Source organism: Bradyrhizobium sp. UFLA06-06, assembly GCF_054820065.1.
Window position 1 is genome coordinate 105,025 of the sequence record NZ_JADFUD010000015.1, and the last position, 15,893, is coordinate 120,917.

At 65.1% G+C, this 15,893-nt stretch carries 17 protein-coding genes and 1 tRNA gene; 6 read left to right on the forward strand and 12 right to left on the reverse strand.

What is annotated here, in order from left to right; all coding sequences use genetic code 11:
* Nucleotides 1-377 precede the first annotated feature (377 nt).
* Nucleotides 378-755, reverse strand: a complete 378-nt coding sequence (gene rplL, locus IF803_RS15665) for a 50S ribosomal protein L7/L12 (RefSeq protein ID WP_028339322.1) — start codon at nucleotides 753-755, stop codon at nucleotides 378-380.
* Between the two features lie 53 nt (nucleotides 756-808).
* The gene (rplJ, locus tag IF803_RS15670) at nucleotides 809-1,327 is read right to left on the reverse strand and encodes a 50S ribosomal protein L10 (RefSeq protein ID WP_028339323.1); all 519 of its coding nucleotides are present in this window, start codon (nucleotides 1,325-1,327) and stop codon (nucleotides 809-811) included.
* 619 nt (nucleotides 1,328-1,946) lie between these two features.
* Between rplJ and IF803_RS15675 the strand changes: the two genes are divergently transcribed.
* The 3 genes from IF803_RS15675 to sigJ are packed head-to-tail and all read left to right on the forward strand — an operon-like array spanning nucleotide 1,947 to nucleotide 3,724.
* Nucleotides 1,947-2,324 carry a hypothetical protein gene (locus IF803_RS15675; RefSeq protein WP_461192698.1) on the forward strand — a complete coding sequence of 126 codons (378 nt, stop codon included), beginning with the start codon at nucleotides 1,947-1,949 and terminating at the stop codon, nucleotides 2,322-2,324.
* A 16-nt stretch (nucleotides 2,325-2,340) separates the two neighbouring features.
* Nucleotides 2,341-2,862 carry a hypothetical protein gene (locus IF803_RS15680; RefSeq protein ID WP_304495811.1) on the forward strand — a complete coding sequence of 174 codons (522 nt, stop codon included), beginning with the start codon at nucleotides 2,341-2,343 and terminating at the stop codon, nucleotides 2,860-2,862.
* Nucleotides 2,840-3,724 (forward strand): RNA polymerase sigma factor SigJ, encoded by an 885-nt coding sequence (sigJ, locus tag IF803_RS15685; RefSeq protein ID WP_461192699.1) that lies wholly within the window; start codon nucleotides 2,840-2,842, stop codon nucleotides 3,722-3,724. The genes IF803_RS15680 and sigJ overlap by 23 nt, the downstream gene beginning before the upstream one ends.
* A gap of 8 nt (nucleotides 3,725-3,732) precedes the next feature.
* Here the strand turns inward: sigJ and IF803_RS15690 are convergent, their stop codons facing one another.
* The 7 genes from IF803_RS15690 to IF803_RS15720 form a co-directional block, all read right to left on the reverse strand.
* The gene (locus tag IF803_RS15690) at nucleotides 3,733-4,689 is read right to left on the reverse strand and encodes a 2-hydroxyacid dehydrogenase (RefSeq protein WP_461192700.1); all 957 of its coding nucleotides are present in this window, start codon (nucleotides 4,687-4,689) and stop codon (nucleotides 3,733-3,735) included.
* Between the two features lie 154 nt (nucleotides 4,690-4,843).
* Entirely contained in the window at nucleotides 4,844-5,536 is a 693-nt protein-coding gene (rplA, locus tag IF803_RS15695) for a 50S ribosomal protein L1 (protein WP_018272150.1), read from the reverse strand.
* Between the two features lie 6 nt (nucleotides 5,537-5,542).
* A complete protein-coding gene (gene rplK / locus IF803_RS15700; protein WP_028339327.1) occupies nucleotides 5,543-5,971 on the reverse strand; it encodes a 50S ribosomal protein L11 in 429 nt (142 codons plus the stop codon).
* 131 nt (nucleotides 5,972-6,102) lie between these two features.
* Nucleotides 6,103-6,636, reverse strand: a complete 534-nt coding sequence (nusG, locus tag IF803_RS15705; protein WP_016840553.1) for a transcription termination/antitermination protein NusG — start codon at nucleotides 6,634-6,636, stop codon at nucleotides 6,103-6,105.
* Between the two features lie 20 nt (nucleotides 6,637-6,656).
* The gene (gene secE / locus IF803_RS15710; protein ID WP_016840554.1) at nucleotides 6,657-6,848 is read right to left on the reverse strand and encodes a preprotein translocase subunit SecE; all 192 of its coding nucleotides are present in this window, start codon (nucleotides 6,846-6,848) and stop codon (nucleotides 6,657-6,659) included.
* 349 nt (nucleotides 6,849-7,197) lie between these two features.
* The gene (locus IF803_RS15715; RefSeq protein ID WP_461192701.1) at nucleotides 7,198-8,484 is read right to left on the reverse strand and encodes an ATP-binding protein; all 1,287 of its coding nucleotides are present in this window, start codon (nucleotides 8,482-8,484) and stop codon (nucleotides 7,198-7,200) included.
* Between the two features lie 47 nt (nucleotides 8,485-8,531).
* Nucleotides 8,532-9,278 carry a response regulator gene (locus IF803_RS15720; RefSeq protein ID WP_375763040.1) on the reverse strand — a complete coding sequence of 249 codons (747 nt, stop codon included), beginning with the start codon at nucleotides 9,276-9,278 and terminating at the stop codon, nucleotides 8,532-8,534.
* Nucleotides 9,279-9,482: 204 nt separating this feature from the next.
* Between IF803_RS15720 and IF803_RS15725 the strand changes: the two genes are divergently transcribed.
* Entirely contained in the window at nucleotides 9,483-10,391 is a 909-nt protein-coding gene (locus IF803_RS15725; protein WP_461192702.1) for a DUF3313 domain-containing protein, read from the forward strand.
* Between the two features lie 5 nt (nucleotides 10,392-10,396).
* Here IF803_RS15725 and IF803_RS15730 read toward each other — a convergent pair whose 3' ends face one another.
* Both IF803_RS15730 and IF803_RS15735 read right to left on the reverse strand, forming a co-directional pair.
* Complete coding sequence (locus tag IF803_RS15730) at nucleotides 10,397-12,010, reverse strand: acyl-CoA synthetase (protein WP_461192703.1); 1,614 nt, start codon at nucleotides 12,008-12,010, stop codon at nucleotides 10,397-10,399.
* 61 nt (nucleotides 12,011-12,071) lie between these two features.
* Nucleotides 12,072-12,836: a FadR/GntR family transcriptional regulator gene (locus tag IF803_RS15735; RefSeq protein WP_018272155.1), complete on the reverse strand. Its 765-nt coding sequence runs from the start codon at nucleotides 12,834-12,836 to the stop codon at nucleotides 12,072-12,074.
* Between the two features lie 184 nt (nucleotides 12,837-13,020).
* Between IF803_RS15735 and IF803_RS15740 the strand changes: the two genes are divergently transcribed.
* Nucleotides 13,021-14,226, forward strand: a complete 1,206-nt coding sequence (locus IF803_RS15740) for an ABC transporter substrate-binding protein (RefSeq protein WP_461192704.1) — start codon at nucleotides 13,021-13,023, stop codon at nucleotides 14,224-14,226.
* Nucleotides 14,227-14,290: 64 nt separating this feature from the next.
* On the opposite strand, the gene IF803_RS15745 is transcribed toward IF803_RS15740, so the two are convergent.
* Nucleotides 14,291-14,366, reverse strand: a tRNA-Trp gene (locus tag IF803_RS15745).
* 169 nt (nucleotides 14,367-14,535) lie between these two features.
* Here IF803_RS15745 and IF803_RS15750 point away from each other — a divergent pair.
* Entirely contained in the window at nucleotides 14,536-15,759 is a 1,224-nt protein-coding gene (locus IF803_RS15750; RefSeq protein WP_461192705.1) for a serine hydrolase domain-containing protein, read from the forward strand.
* The last annotated feature ends 134 nt before the right edge of the window (nucleotides 15,760-15,893 follow it).

The window sequence follows — 15,893 nt, forward strand, 5'->3', positions numbered from 1 at the left end:
GGGTTGAATTTCGAATCGTCTCGAAGGAACGAAGCGCAAAGTCAGGAATTAAATCCCCGCCCCGGCCCCGACCACCTCCAAAACGCAAAACAACGCGCGGGGCGCATCACTGCACCCGCTCGTCCAAACGCTCCGCTTTACGGACTGAAAAAGCCCGAAATCTGACTGTCTCCCAACGGCTTCCGCCGAGGACCCTGCCGTCCCCGCCGCCTACCGTGTTTTTCCGCTGCCAACCCGATATGGGATGGCAATAAAGGAGATTCGAGGGTTAAGTCCACGGATCCCCACACTTTTTTGTGTCCGGCGCACCACGCGACAACCTGTCGCACGCCGTTTGCATGGCCCGGGAGCGCCCAGAGGCGCTCCCGGATCGCGCATTACTTGAGGTCGACCTTGGCGCCAGCCTTCTCGAGCTGGGCCTTGATCTTGTCGGCTTCTTCCTTGTTCACGCCTTCCTTGACGGGCTTCGGAGCGCCTTCGACGAGGTCCTTGGCTTCCTTCAGGCCCAGGCCAGTGATGGCGCGGACTTCCTTGATGACTTCGATCTTCTTGTCGCCGGCGGCAGCCAGCACGACGGTGAAGTCGGTCTTCTCTTCAGCCGGAGCAGCGGCAGCGCCGCCGGCAGCCGGGCCGGCAACCGCGACGGCGGCAGCGGCGGACACGCCCCACTTTTCTTCGAGGAGCTTGGCCAGTTCGGCCGCTTCGAGCACGGTGAGGCTCGAGAGGTCGTCGACGATTTTCTGCAGATCAGCCATTGTTCAGTTCCTTAAACGTTTGGTTCGAACCAGGTTTGAGATTAGCGAAGGGGTCAGGCCGCTTCGCTCTTTGAGGCATGAGCCTGAATGACGCGCGCGAGCTTGGCCGCGGGCGCATTCGAGAGCTGAGCGAGCTTGGTCGCCGGCGCCACGAGGAGGCCAACGATCTTGCCGCGCAGTTCGTCGAGCGACGGCAGTGAGGCGAGCGCCTTCACGCTGTCGACATTCAGGACGGTTTTACCCATCGAGCCGCCGAGGATGACGAACTTCTCGTTCGCCTTGGCGAATTCGACGGCAACCTTTGGCGCCGCAACCGGATCGTTCGAAGTGGCGATCACGGTCGGCCCCTTCAGCAGGGAGCCGATGGCTACGACGTCAGTGCCTTCAAGAGCAATTTTGGCGAGACGGTTCTTCGAGACCTTCACCGATGCACCCGCCTGCTTCATCTGCATGCGCAGCTTCTGCATCTGGGCCACGGTGAGGCCGGAATAGTGAGCAACGATCGCAACCGACGTGGTCTTGAAGACCTCGTTAAGTTGTTCGACCGACTCTTTTTTTGCCGCTCGTTCCACAGCAAGCTCTTTCCGGTTGGCGGCCTTTCCGCGAAGGCAGGACCGCCGGGTTGCACCCATCGTCCCGCCCTAAACCTGATCCGCAGGGTGCAAGACCCTTCGGACATGCCGGGCAAGACGACATCTAGAAGCCTGCCCTCCCAGAGCCTTGCGGCCATGGGCTGTCGAGGTTCGAACCAAACCAGCCTCTCAAGCCGCGAACGATCCGCGACCTGGAGTGCAAAATCCGGTCTTCACCCGTCTATGCAGGCCATACGATTAAGCCGTTGAAAACACGAAGTTCTCGCGGGCGCCTGCAGTCTTGGACAGGATCGAGGCGCTTCAGCATGCTGAAGGCCTCTGCTCTCATTCCTCTGGAGGCGACGGGTCTCCTTCCTTTCGAGCATCCTTGCGGGCATGCGGAAAGGAATGATCTCCTATCATCTCAGGTTTTCGGAATGCGAGCACGGACATGCCAGCAAGTGCCAGCACGCCCGGAAGGCGCTATGTAGCCGGTCCTGCCCTGCTTGCCAAGAGCAAATTTCAGACCAGTTCGGCGGTCTGGCGGCCCAGCAAAAAATTTCTTCCCGGACGGCGTCACGCCCCAATGCCCTCGCTCGTCTGGGCGCTGGAGGCTCGCATGAAACGATGGATTGCAGGAATTCTCGCCCTATTCAACCTCGCCAATGGGCTGGCGATGCTGTCAGCCGGTCCCCTCTGGTGGTCGCTGGTGCCCGGCGCCGCCGATACCGGTCCGTTCAACCCTCATTTGGTCCAGGACGTCGGCATCGCCTTCATCGCGGCCGGGCTCGGCCTGGCGGCGCGAGCCTTGTGGCCGGCGTGGTGGCCGGCAGCGGTCGCGGGCGCCGCGTTCCTGGCCGGCCACGGCGCGCTGCACCTCGTGATGATCGCCGGCGGCCACGACCGCCATGCCGCATCCGATCTTGTGGCGGTCGTCCTGCCCGCGGCGCTCGCCCTCTATTCCGCCCTGCCAAATCAAGGAGACCGACATGCGTAGCTTCATCGCGCGCCGCATGCTGCGCGCCTATTCCAGGCGCTACGGCTATGACACCACCTATCTCGAGATCATGCTCAAGGAATCGCCCGCCGCGTTCTTCAAATTCGCCGCCGCGATGAAGGCCGCCGCCTACCGCGCGGTCGCGCCGGTCGAGGCCTTTTATGCCGCCAAGCTGACCGGCGCCCTGGCGGAAGATTGCGGTCCCTGTGCGCAACTGGTCGTCGACATGGCGATCGGAGCCGGGATGGCGGAGCAGCAGGTCACCGCCGTGCTCCGGCGTGACGTTGCCGCCATGACCGCGGACACCGCGCTCGGTTTCCGCTTCGCGCAGGCGATCGTGCAGCGCTCGGCCGACGACGGTGCCTGCCGCGACGCGGTTCGCGCGCGCTGGGGCGAAAAAGGCGTGATCGACCTCGCTTTGGCCCTACAAATCGGCCGCATCTTCCCCATGATGAAGCTGGCGCTGGGATATGCCATGGAGTGTCGCCGCGTGACCGTGGCCGGCCATCAGATCGATGTCATCAAGCAGGCGGCCTGAGCGCGACCCGCTGGGTCCGTATCGGACGCGGCTGACCGGGCTCGCCTACCGCATGCTCGGCAGCCGCGGCGATGCCGACGACGTGGTACAGGACGCTTGGCTGCGGTTCGCCGCGGCTGACGACGTTCGCAATCCCGAGGCGTTCCTGGTCACGGTGGTGACCCGGCTCTGTCTCGACCGGCTGAAGAGCGCCCGCGCCCAGCGCGAGGTCTATGTCGGCGCCTGGTTGCCCGAGCCGGTGTTCGACGAGGCGCTGTCGGCCGAGGCGGCAACCGAACTCGCCGACGATCTCTCCTTCGCGCTGATGCTGGCGCTCGACGCCCTGACGCCGCTCGAGCGTGCCGCGTTCCTGCTGCACGACGTGTTCGACCGGCCGTTTGCGGAAGTCGCCCGCACGCTCGAGCGCAGCGAGGCGGCCTGCCGGCAGCTCGCCGCGCGCGCCCGCCGATCGGTCCGCGACAACCGCCCTGTTCCAGCCGAGCCGCCCGAAGGCCACGCACGGCTGCTGACCGCATTCTGCAAGGCCGCGGCCAGCGGCGACGTCTCCGCCCTCGCCAACCTGCTGCGCGAGGATGCCATTGCGATCACCGACGGCGGCGGCCGCAAGCTGGCGGCGCTGAAGCCGATCAAGGGGGCAGAGAAGATCGTCCGCTTCATCATCGGCATCGCCGGCAAGAACGCCGGCAGCGAGGTTCGCGTCGAACCGATGATGGTCAATGGCAGCGCGGGCGCGCTGATCTTCCTCGATGGCGAAGTCGACCACACGCTGAGCATGGCGATCGACGGCGAGACGGGCCGGATCGCGGCGATCTACATCGTCCGCAACCCGGACAAGCTGCGCCACGCGCCGCGCCGGAACTGAAGCTCCGATCAGGACGCCGTCGCCACCGGATAGGCGAGCGGCTTGCCGGCAAAGAACGCGTCGAGATTGGCGAGCACGCAATCCTGCATCGCGACGTGCGATTCCAGCGTGTGGCCGCCGAGATGCGGCGACAGCACCACATTCGGTATTGCGGTCAGCGCATCGGGCGCATGTGGCTCCCTCGCGAACACGTCGAGGCCGGCACCGGCAATCACGCCGTCGGTCAACGCTGCGACCAGCGCCGTCTCGTCGATGACCGAGCCGCGCGCGATGTTGACGACGAACCCGTCGCCGCCGAGCCGGCGCAGGATGTCGGCATTGACCGCATGCTCGGTCTCGGCGCCGGCGCGCACGGCGATCATCAGCACGCTGCACCAATCGGCGAGCGCCTCCAGCGTCGGAAGGTATTGATAGGGCACGTCGTGCTTCGAGCGGCTGAAATAGCCGACCTCGGTCTCGAAGGCCGCGACGCGGGCGGCGATCTTGCGGCCGATCTCGCCCATGCCGTAGACGCCGACCTTGCGGCCGCGCATGCCGGCCTGCGGCCGCATCATCGGCGACGGCTTTGCACCGGCCCAGTCCCCGCTCCGCACGTAATTGTCGGCCACCAGCAGCCGCCGCACCGACGCCAGCATCAAGGTCACCGCCGTGTCGGCGACGGAGGCCGCATTGGCCCCCGGGCTGTGGCCGACCACGATGCCGCGCCTGGCGGCGGCGGCGAGATCGACGCCGTCATAGCCGGTGCCGTAGCAGACGATCGCGCCGAGCTTCGGCAGCATGTCCATGGCCTCGGCGCCGAGCGCGGTGCCGCCCGCGGTGATCATGGCGCGGATCTCGGCGAGCTCGGCCGCCGGGAACGCCTCGTCCAATCGCTTGCCTGCCGCGTTCAGCAGCTCATAGCACTCGCCGAAGCGGATCAGCTGAGCCTTGGGAAAGCGTGAATAGACCAGGACCTTATCGGGCATTGTTCTTCTTTCCTGCGAGAGGCTTCAGCTGGTTGTTCTGACGCGTCTTCTTCACGCGAACCGGTACCCACTTCGCTGGAAAACGCTCCTGCAAAACAAAGGGCGGAACCGGTTGCCCGGTCCCGCCCCTTTTATCTCGTCACGGCCAAGGATCTCAGCCGAGGATCGTGCCCGGCTCGACCTTCACGCCCGGGCCCATGGTGGAGGAAACCGCCACGCGCTGGATGTAGGTGCCCTTGGAGCCTGCCGGCTTCGCCTTGGAGACCGCATCCGCGAGCGCCTTGACGTTCTCGACCAGCTTGTCCTCGGAGAACGAGGCCTTGCCGATGCCGGCCTGCACGATGCCGGCCTTCTCGACGCGGAACTCGACCGAGCCGCCCTTGGCGCCCTTCACGGCGTTGGTGACGTCCATGGTCACGGTGCCGATCTTCGGGTTCGGCATCATGCCGCGCGGACCGAGCACCTTACCGAGGCGGCCGACCAGGGGCATCATGTCGGGCGTGGCGATACAACGATCGAAATCGATCGCACCGCCCTGCACCTTCTCGACCAGGTCCTCGGCACCGACGACGTCGGCACCGGCGGCCTTGGCTTCCTCAGCCTTGGCGCCGCGCGCGAACACGCCGACGCGCAGCGTACGGCCGGTACCGTTCGGCAGGTTGACGACGCCGCGGACCATCTGGTCGGCGTGGCGCGGGTCGACGCCGAGATTGATCGCGATCTCGATCGTCTCGTCGAACTTCGACTTGGCGCGCTCCTTGACCATCTTGATGGCATCCGCGAGCGGATAGAGCTTCTCGCGATCGACGCCCTCGCGGGCCTTCTTCAAACGCTTTCCGATTGACATGGCCCGTTACCCCGCAACTTCCAGACCCATCGAACGGGCAGAGCCCTCGACCATCTTCATGGCCGATTCGATGTTGTCGCAATTCAAGTCCTTCATCTTCTTCTCGGCGATCTCGCGCACCTGCGCCTTGGTCACCTTGCCGGCCTTGTCACGGCCCGGCGCCTTCGATCCGGACTGGATCTTGGCGGCCTGCTTGAGGAAGTAGGACATCGGAGGGGTCTTCATCTCGAAGGTGAAGGACCGGTCCGCATAGATCGTGATGATCACCGGGATCGGGGTGTTCTTCTCTTCCTTCTGGGTCTGCGCGTTGAACGCCTTGCAGAACTCCATGATGTTGAGGCCGCGCTGACCAAGCGCGGGGCCGATCGGGGGCGAAGGATTCGCCGCACCGGCCGGGACCTGAAGCTTCAGGTATCCGGTCACTTTCTTTGCCATTTATCACTCCTGTTGTGCCGGACAGGGCCGGCGGTTTCAGGTTCCGTGGTTCGGTTGAAGGGGCTGGCGACCGCCTCCTCCCTCCCACGGCCTCTCTACTTGACGCGAGGCATATACCCCGCGCCGTCCGGTCAGACCACCTTTTCGACCTGACCGAATTCCAGTTCCACGGGGGTCGCGCGGCCGAAGATCGACACCGCGACCTTCACGCGCGAGCGCGCCTCGTCGATTTCCTCCACCACGCCGGAGAACGAGGCGAACGGGCCGTCGGCCACGCGCACGTTCTCGCCGATTTCGAACGACACCGACGCCTTCGGACGCTCCACGCCCTCCTGCACCTGGTGCAGGATCCGCATCGCTTCCGCTTCCGAGATCGGCATCGGCTTGTTTTCCGCGCCGAGGAAGCCGGTCACCTTCGGGGTGTTCTTGATCAGATGGAACGCCTCGTCGGTCAGCTTCATCTTCACCAGCACATAGCCCGGGAAGAACTTGCGCTCGGCGTCGATCTTGCGGCCGCGGCGCACCTCGGTGACCTTCTCGGTCGGCACCAGCACCTGCTCGAACAGCTCTTCCAGCCCGCGCTGCTTGGCCTGCTCACGGATCGATTCCGCGACCTTCTTCTCGAAATTCGAATAGGCGTGAACGATGTACCAGCGCTTGTCCATCAATTGAGTTCCCATGCTCATCAGTGGATGCCCAGTATCAGGGTGATGAGATAGCGGATGATCTGATCCGCGGCGAAGAAGAAGATCGAGGCCAGCGCCACCATCACGAACACCATGATGGTGGTGATGGTCGTCTCGCGGCGCGTCGGCCAGGTGACCTTGGCGGTCTCCGAGCGCACTTCCTGCAGGAATTTGAACGGGCTGAAAGCCATCGTGAGATCCGCGTCCGTTACCGGACGATTGCAACGTTTCAAGGAATCCGAACAGCCGACCTTGCGGACCCAGCCCTCGTTTGGAAGGTTGAGCCGATAAACGAGCTCGAATGTTCGGGGAATTAGGCCGCGCCGGATATCCGCCATCTAAGCGGGCCGGCTGCGAGTGCCGGGTATCTACTGCGAGACCGGCCAAACGTCAAGGTCGGCGGGGTCGCGCCCGGCGCCCGCCCGGTTCGGGCAGATCGGATATTGGTCTCTCCAAATCAAGGGCTTAGCCGGCACTCTGCGACACCCTGGCGTCCTGTCGAGATCAGGATCGTTCGTCTCGCCTCGTCTAGGCCAAGGTCTAGGCCAAGCCGGGTCCTGGCGGCAGCAGCATCGATACAAGCAGTCCGCTCGGCTCCCGCAGCCTCAACGCGATGCTGCCGCCATGGCGCTTGGCAATATCCTGCGCGATCGATAGCCCCAGCCCGAAGCCCCCCTCCTGCCGGGCGCTGTCGGCCTTGAAGAAGGGCTCGAACACCTTGTCGTGGAGCGCCGGCGGAATGCCCGGACCGTCGTCGGCCACCTCGATCTCGATGTGGCCGGCCTCCGTGAGGCGAAGCATCACCGCGACCTTGCTGCCGTGCTTGACCGCGTTCTCCACGATATTGGTGACGGCGCGCGACAGCGCGCGGGGCCGACAGGCATAAGGCAGACGCGCCGGCCCGGCATAGGATACCGCGTGGCCCATGTCGGCGAAGTCCGAGCAGATGGTCTGCAGGAAGCTCGGCAGGTCGATGAACGACGCCGCCTCCGAGCGGGCATCCTCGCGCAGATACTCCAGGGTCTCGTTGATCATGCGCGTCATCTTGGCGATATCGCCCAGCATCGCCGGGCGCAGGGTGTCGTCGCCGACGCGCTCGGAACGCAACCTGAGCCGGGTCAGCGGCGTCCGCAGGTCATGACTGATGGCGGCGAGCATGCGGGTGCGGTCGTCGAGCAGCGCTGCGATACGCGTTCGCATGTCGTTCAGCGCGTCGGCGACCTGGGCGATTTCGAGCGGACCGCGCCGGCGCAACACCTCGGGAGACCGCGGCGAGCGGCCGAACGAGGTCGCGGCACGCGCGACGTCGGCCAGCGGCGCGATCACCCAACGCACCGCATAGACCGACAGCAGCAGCATGGAGATCAGCACGATGATCCCGCCTCCGGCCACCGGGCGGAGCAAAAAGGACCAGAAGCCGCCCTTGACCGCAACGTCGGCCATCAACGCGTGGCCGTCGTCGAGCTTCACGACCACCTGTGACGACGAGCCTGCCGGATGGCGCAGTTCTTCCAGCAACTCAATGCCAGACTCGGCCGCCAGCTGCCGAAACGCTCTTATGGAAAACGGCCGCGTCTCGCCGACCGTCCGAGGCACGAGTTCGCTCAATGCGACGCGCCTGACGTCGAGACCGCCGCGCCTGGCTGCCGCCAGCAGTTCATCGGCGTCGGTTGGCGTCTTCGTGGAGCGCAGAAGCTGCGTGAGCTCCGCGACCCGCCCGGCCAGAAACTTCTGCGTGTCGTTGACTGAGGGAGAATCAAACAGAAAGATCACGGTCGCCGCGGCGAGCGTGATGCCGATCAATTCCGAGAGCGCGACGAGGCTCATGAGTTGCGCAGCGACGCTGCGCGGCATCAGCCGCTGCGCCCATCCCATCATATCTGCTCGACCGCAGGCGTGAACACATAGCCGCCGAGCCGCACCGTCTTGATCATCGAGCGGTCCCTCGGATCCGGCTCGATCTTCTGCCTGATGCGGCTGATATGCACATCGACGCTGCGCTCGACCGACGCAATCAGGCCGCCGAAGGCCTGCTCGATCAATTGCTCGCGCGACAACACCTGCCCCGGATTGCGGCAGAACGCCAGCAGCAGATCGAACTCGGCACCGGTCAGCGTGATCCGGACGCCCGCGGGGTCATGCAGCTCACGGGTGGTGGGGTTGATGCGCCATCCGGCAAAGGTCAGCGGACGCGGCCGTGACCGCGACGAGGCGCCGCTCTCGACGCGGCGCAGCAGTGCCCGGATACGGGCGACCAGTTCGCGCGAATTGAACGGCTTGGTGACGTAGTCGTCGGCACCGAGTTCGAGGCCGAGGATGCGGTCGATGTCCTCGCCGCGCGCGGTGACCATGATGATCGGAATCGAAGACGACATGCGCAGGCGTCGGCAGATGCTCAGCCCATCCTCGCCCGGCAGCATCACGTCGAGCACGACGAGATCAAAACTCTCGCGCTTGAGCAGCGCATCCATCTCCACCGCCGAGCCGACCAGCACCGGCCTGAAGCCGTTGTCCTCAAGCACCTCGGCCAGCATGCGCGCGATATCGGCATCGTCCTCGACGCAGAGGATGCGTGCGTTGGTGACGGGGAAAGCCACGAGGTCATATTCCAGGATTTGCATCACGGCATTTTAGAGGCCTCGGCCCCAAATGCGCAGCGCGCAAATATAGCGTTTTGTTAAGCCTGCACGGCCAAATGTGGCTCAAATAGGTCGCGCGGTTTCGCGAGCTACATCTGACTTAATATCTCTTAATCCCGACCCGGGCGGCCCTGCTCTATCGTGACGTGCGATCGTTCGTGGGGTGAGCGGTCGTTCGAGGGGTACATGAGAGTCGAATTTCTGCCGGACGTCGCGACTGATGCGCGGAGCACGGGCCGGGCGTCGCGCAATGGTCAGCCCAATCGGTCATCCCTGCTTGCCGGCGCTGCGATTGCGGTGGCGTTGTTGTCGGGCTGCGCCAGCGCACCGATGACGCGGGGCGGGTCACTGGCATCCTACGACAATCTCACGCCGTCCGACGGCGTGCTGGCGAAATCGCTGGTTCGCGTCAACAAGGACGAGGTCCTCGCTGCGAAGACGGTGCGAATCGTTCCGACGACCTTCGCGCAGGCGGCTTCGCCGACGCTGTCCGAGGAGCAGAGACACCTGGTGGCCAACGCGATCGATCGCTCGCTGTGCGTCGGCCTGAGCGAGCGGCTTCAGGTCGTTGGTCCCGATCAGCCTGCGGATCTGTCCGTGCACGCGCTTGTCACCCAGGCGGCCCCTACCGACGAGGTCGCGGCGGGCACTTCCAAGGTGGTCAGCTTCCTGCCGAGCGCGCTCGGCGCAGGCGTGCCGGTGCCGGTGCCGCGGTTGCCGGTCGGGCTTGGCAGCTTGACCGTCGAAGCCGAGGTGCGGGATCAGGCCAGCCGCCAGCAGGCGGCGATGATCTGGGCCCGCGGGGCGAATTCGTTCACCAACTCGCCGATGGTTTCGAGCGCCGGTGACGCCTACGATCTCGCCCCTTCCTTCAGCGACGATTTCAGCAAGCTCGTCGTCACCGGCGCTACGCCATTCGGAAAGGCGCCGGAGCTGCCATCGTTCGACAAGATTGGCGCAACGTTCGGCGGCAAGCCGAAATACGCGGCCTGCGAGGCGTTCGGCCGCAGTCCCGGCCTGGTCGGAATGGCCGCCGGCAAGCTTGGCCTGCCGCCGGAATGGTCGGACAAGGCGCCGGCGGCAGCTGGCCAATAGACAGCCTAGCCGACGAAGCTCTTCTGCACCGCCTGGTCGAGCGTGGCGCCGCCGACATAGCGCTGGCGCAGCTCGCGCTTGAGCAGCTTGCCGCTCGGGTTCTTCGGCAAGGCATCCACGAAGATGACCTGCTTCGGCACCTTGAAATGGGCCATCGACGCCGCGCAATGCTTGATGACGGCGTCGGCATCGAGGCTCTGGCCGGCCTTGACCACGACGATCGCGGTCACCGCCTCGATCCAGCGCGGATCGGGCAGCCCGACCACCGCAACCTCCGACACCGAAGGCAGCCGGTAGATCATCTCCTCGACCTCGCGGCTCGCGACATTCTCGCCGCCGCTCTTGATCATGTCCTTCACGCGATCGACGACGCTGATGTAACCGTCGGCATCGACGATCGCGAGGTCGCCGGAATGAAACCAGCCGCCAGCGAACGCCGCCGCGGTCTTGACCGGATCATTGTAGTAGCCGGACAGGAGATGCGGCGAGCGGTGCACGATCTCGCCGACTTCCCCGACCTTGACGTCGGTCATGTCCGGCCTGACCACCCGCGTCTCGACGTTGATCGCGGGCTTGCCGGCCGAGCCGGCCTTCGGCAGCTGGTCCTGCGGTGTCAGCACGGTCGCGAGCGGCGCGATCTCGGTCTGGCCGTAGAAATTCCAGAACTTCACCTCGGGCAGCCGGCGCTGCAATTCGAGCAGCACCTCGACCGGCATGATCGAGGCGCCGTAATAGCCCTTGCGCAGGGTCGACAGATCGGTGCGGTCGAACGCGCCCGAGCGCAGCATCGCGATCCAGATCGTCGGCGGCGCGAAGAACGAATTGATCTTGTGGGCCGCGATCAGCGCCAGGACATTGTCGGGCACCGGCTTGCCGGTAATGAGGCTGGTGGCGCCGAGATAGATCGCGGGCCCCAGGAAAACGTCGAGCTGCGCGCAGTGATAGAGCGGCAGCGCGTGCAGCACCGTGTCGTCGGTCGCCATGCCACCGTCGATGATGCAACTGACATACTGCCACATGACAGCTTCATGGGTGAGGATTGCGCCCTTCGGCAGCGACTCGGTGCCGCTGGTGTAGATAATCTGCGCTGCATCGCGGCTGTCCACCGAGACATCCGGCGCCGACGCGTCGCTGTGCAACAGGCTGTCGAATGTCGTGATGCCGTTGGGCGCGGTGGCCGGATCCTCGCCGGGCAGCCAGACCAAGGTCTCGACCGCCGAGCCCTTGGCGGCCGCAGCCTGCGCCGTCTCCACGAAATCGGGGCCGACCGCGAGCAGCTTGGCGCCGGAATTGGCGAGGATGAAATTGATCTCGTCCGGATTGAGCATGAAGTTGATCGGCACCAGGACTGCGCCGATCCGCGCCACCGCAAAGCGCAGCGCGGCGAAGCCGTGCGAGTTGCGCGACAGCACCGCGACGCGATCACCCTTCGCAACGCCAAGCCCGAGCAAGCCGCGGCCGAGCCGATTGCAGATCGCGTCCATCTCCGCAAAGCTCCAGCTCACCTCGCCGCAGATCAGCGCGGTCTTGCCGGGGTAGCGCTTTGCCGACCGGCGCAACAGATCGCCGATGCTGTGCTCGCGGGCGCGCTGGATGGTTGCTGCGATGTCTCCGCTCATTAAGTCCCTCCCGAATGTGCTTTCTGTCGTTGTTTTCCGTCTTGTCTTGGCCGCTCCGTCCCTATTGCCGCGCGGCGTAAGCGTGTTCCATGTAGGTGTGCTCGACCGAGCGATCGAGCGAGGCGATCTTCTCGAAGCCGCGCCGCCAGTCCTGCAAATGCCGCCGCGTCCACAGCACGCCGGCCTCCTTGTCGCGCCGCTTGATCGCGTCGAGCAGATGATGGTGTGCCTCGACCAGCCGCGCGCCGCCCTCCGGCACGCCGCCCACGATCATCTCGGTGGTCGGAAAGAACAGTTGCGCGGCGGGCTCGCGCGCCAGCTGCAGCACGCGGTTCTGCGAGGCCTTGGCCATCAGCACATGGAATTCCGCATCGAGCTCGGCGAGTGCCGCGGGATTGCCGACGACAGCCGCGCTGCGCTCGAGATTGCCGGCAAGCTCGGCGATGTTCTCCTCGGTCGCGCGCTCCACCGCGCCCTCGACGCTTGCGACCTCCAGCGTCATCGAGGTCTCGAACAATTCGCGGAACGTCACCTCGTGCAGGATCAGCGCGCGGGACAGTCGCGTCGCGAGCTTGTTGTAGCGCGGCAGGCAGGCTTGCAGCCGGCGGCTGGAATCGCGGCGGATCAGCCCGCCCTCCTCGAGCACGCGAATGCCCTCGCGCACCGTCGAGCGGTTGACGCCGAACTGCGCTACCAGCTGCTGCTCGGTGCCGATCGGCTCGCCCGGCTTGATCCGGCCGTTGATGATCTCGCGTTCGATCGCGTCGGCGACCTTCTGATAGGCCGGCGCGACATCGATACGCCTGAACAGCGGCGTGGTGGGCATCTTCAGCTCCCCCGGACCCCGATTGTCGTTTGTCCGACAAAGGATAGGCGAAGGCCCTTGAGGCGTCAAACCGGCGATATTCGGCCTGATTGTCGCACCTAGGCGGCCGGAATTGACACCGGAACCGGGCAAATCTAGCTTTGTCGGACAAACTGATAAGAACACCTCGGGGAGGCACACCATCATGAAATCCATCGTCACGAGTCTGTCCGCCGCCGGCCTGATAGCGGCTGTGCTGGCAGGGCCGGCGCTCGCGCAGCAGGCGCCGCTCAAGATCGGCGTGCTCACGGATTTCCAGTCGGTTTATTCGGACATCGGCGGCGCCGGCAATGTCGAGGCCACCAAGATGGCGATCGAGGAGTTCGGCGGGTCGATGTTCGGCAAGCCGATCGAGCTCGTCACCGCCGACGCCCTCAACAAGGCCGACGTCGCCGCCACCATCACCCGCAAATGGTACGAGGCCGAGAATGTCGACATGATCATCGACATGCCGACCTCGGCGACCGCGCTCGCCGGCATGGAGATGTCGAAGCAGTTCGAGAAGATCATGATCGTGACGGACGCGGCGAGCTCCGACATCACCGGCAAGTCCTGCTCGCCCTACACGCTGCACTGGACCTACGACACCTATGCCAACGCCCACACCGTCGGCAGCGCGATCGTGAAGAACGGCGGCGACACCTGGTTCTTCATCACCGCCGACTATCTGTTCGGCCATTCGATCGAGCGCGACACCGGCGACGTGGTCCGCGCCGCCGGGGGCAAGGTGCTCGGCAGCGCGCGGCATCCGCTCAACACGCCGGACTTCTCGTCCTTCCTGCTGCAGGCGCAGGCTTCGAAGGCCAAGATCATCGGCATGGCCAATGGCGGCGCCGACACCATCAACACCATCAAGCAGGCCTCCGAATTCGGCATCGTCGCGGGCGGGCAGAACCTCGCCGGCATCGTGATGTTCATCTCTGACATCCACAGCCTCGGGCTGAAGCTCGCGCAGGGCCTGATCATCACCGAGGCCTACTACTGGGATCTCAACGACCGCACCCGCGCCTTCGGCAAGCGCTTCTTCGAGCGCATGAAGCGGATGCCAACGATGAACCAGGCCGCGACCTACAGCGCCACCCTGCACTACCTCAACGCGGTAAAGGCCGCCGGCACCAAGGAGACCAAGCAGGTTTTGGCCAAGATGCGCGCGACCCCGGTCCGCGACGCCTTCACCGATAACGGCATGGTCCGCGAGGACGGCCGCATGGTGCATTCGATGTTCCTGTTCGAGGTCAAGAAGCCCGAGGAATCGAAGGCGCCGTGGGATTATTACAAGGTGCTCGCCGAAGTCCCCGGCGACCAGGCGTTCCGGCCGCTGAAGGACGGCGGCTGCCCGCTCATCAAGTAGGCAAACATGATCATGGCCGGGGTCCAGGACCTCGGCCAACACCTTCAAATGATTGGGTAAAAGCTGGCAGGAGTGGCAGGGCTCGAACCTGCGACCCCCGGTTTTGGAGACCGGTGCTCTACCAATTGAGCTACACTCCTGCAGGGAACCCGCGTCGCCGCCGGTTCGCGCCGTTTCAAGCACAGGGCATGGCCGGTTTGCAAGGGCGAAGCGGTGAAGCTTCTGTTCATTGCAAAACTTCTGCGCCAGACTTCGGCGATCACCCCGCGTCGGCACCTCGCCGCAAGAATCAAGAACCAGGGAGAGACCATGAACGCTCAAACCGCCACCAAGCACGCCACCAGCCCGACCACCCCGTCCCTCCCCCTCGCCAAGCCCGAATCGATCGGGCTGTCGAGCGCGCGGCTGCAGGCGATGTCCGACACCTTCCGCCGCGAGGTCGACAAGGGAACCGTGCCGGGCGTGACGGTGCTGGTGGCACGGCGCGGCCAGATCGGCTGGTTCGACGCGATCGGCCGGCAAAGCCCGACCGCCTCCGCGCCGATGGCCCATGACACCATCTTCCGCATCTTCTCGATGACCAAGCCGATCGTCTCGGTCGGCATCATGCAGTTGCTGGAGGACGGCCACTTCCTGCTCAACGACCCCGTTGCGAAATTCATCCCCGAATTCGCCGAGACCAAGGTCGGCGTCGAGAACAACGGCAAGCTCGAGCTGGTCGCGGCGAAGCGGCAGATGACGATCCAGGACCTGCTCCGCCACACCTCCGGTCTGACCTACGACCACACCGGCAACGGCCCGGTGCAGCAGCTCTACCAGCAGTCGCGGCTGCGCAGCCGCAAGATCACCAATGCCGAGCACGCCACCATGCTCGCCGGCATGCCGCTGGTCTGCCAGCCCGGCGCCGAATGGAACTACAGCCGCTCCACCGACATCCTCGGCCGCATCATCGAGGTCGTCAGCGGCAAGACGCTCGGCGCGTTCCTCACTGAGCGCATCCTCTCGCCGCTGCAGATGACCGAGACCGCCTTCCACACCGGGGAAGCCAATGCCGGCCGCCTCGCCGAGGCGTTTGCCAACGACCCCTGGACCAACGAGAAGGTGCAGCTGTTCAACATGCTGGAGAAGCCGGCGATGGAATCCGGCGGCGGCGGATTGGTCTCGACCACGATGGACTATGCCCGCTTCGCGCAGATGCTGCTGGGTGGCGGCTCGCTCGACGGCACCAGGATCATCGGCCGCAAGACGCTCGAATTCATGGCCTCCGATCACCTCGGCGCCGGCGTCAAGATCCAGGGCACGCTGGTGTCGCCCGGCCACAGTTTCGGCCTCGGCTTCGCCGTGCGCATGCAGCAGGGCATCGCGCCGTTCTCCGGCTCGGTCGGCCAGTATTTCTGGAGCGGCATGGCCGGCACGTTCTTCTGGATCGATCCGAGCGAAGACCTGATCGCGGTCTTCATGATGCAGGGCCCGGGCCAGCGCGAATATACCCGCTCGCTGGTGCGCAACGGGGTGTACGCGGCGGTAGAGTGAGGCGAGCACGCCTCCCCTTGCTCCGTCATGCCCGGGCTTGTCCCGGGCATCCACGTCTTTGGGGTCGCAAAGGAAGACGTGGATGGCCGGGACAAGCCCGGCCATGACGACAATGCGCGACCTCGGCGACGCCG

Coding starts and splice junctions, on each gene's coding strand:
- rplL (WP_028339322.1), bottom strand. CDS start 755: ATGGCTGATCTGCAGAAAATCGTCGACGACCTCTCGAGCCTCACCGTG.
- IF803_RS15675 (WP_461192698.1), top strand. CDS start 1,947: ATGAAACGATGGATTGCAGGAATTCTCGCCCTATTCAACCTCGCCAAT.
- IF803_RS15680 (WP_304495811.1), top strand. CDS start 2,341: ATGCTGCGCGCCTATTCCAGGCGCTACGGCTATGACACCACCTATCTC.
- sigJ (WP_461192699.1), top strand. CDS start 2,840: ATGTCATCAAGCAGGCGGCCTGAGCGCGACCCGCTGGGTCCGTATCGG.
- IF803_RS15690 (WP_461192700.1), bottom strand. CDS start 4,689: ATGCCCGATAAGGTCCTGGTCTATTCACGCTTTCCCAAGGCTCAGCTG.
- rplA (WP_018272150.1), bottom strand. CDS start 5,536: ATGTCAATCGGAAAGCGTTTGAAGAAGGCCCGCGAGGGCGTCGATCGC.
- rplK (WP_028339327.1), bottom strand. CDS start 5,971: ATGGCAAAGAAAGTGACCGGATACCTGAAGCTTCAGGTCCCGGCCGGT.
- nusG (WP_016840553.1), bottom strand. CDS start 6,636: ATGGACAAGCGCTGGTACATCGTTCACGCCTATTCGAATTTCGAGAAG.
- secE (WP_016840554.1), bottom strand. CDS start 6,848: ATGGCTTTCAGCCCGTTCAAATTCCTGCAGGAAGTGCGCTCGGAGACC.
- IF803_RS15715 (WP_461192701.1), bottom strand. CDS start 8,484: ATGAGCCTCGTCGCGCTCTCGGAATTGATCGGCATCACGCTCGCCGCG.
- IF803_RS15720 (WP_375763040.1), bottom strand. CDS start 9,278: ATGCAAATCCTGGAATATGACCTCGTGGCTTTCCCCGTCACCAACGCA.
- IF803_RS15725 (WP_461192702.1), top strand. CDS start 9,483: ATGAGAGTCGAATTTCTGCCGGACGTCGCGACTGATGCGCGGAGCACG.
- IF803_RS15730 (WP_461192703.1), bottom strand. CDS start 12,010: ATGAGCGGAGACATCGCAGCAACCATCCAGCGCGCCCGCGAGCACAGC.
- IF803_RS15735 (WP_018272155.1), bottom strand. CDS start 12,836: ATGCCCACCACGCCGCTGTTCAGGCGTATCGATGTCGCGCCGGCCTAT.
- IF803_RS15740 (WP_461192704.1), top strand. CDS start 13,021: ATGAAATCCATCGTCACGAGTCTGTCCGCCGCCGGCCTGATAGCGGCT.
- IF803_RS15750 (WP_461192705.1), top strand. CDS start 14,536: ATGAACGCTCAAACCGCCACCAAGCACGCCACCAGCCCGACCACCCCG.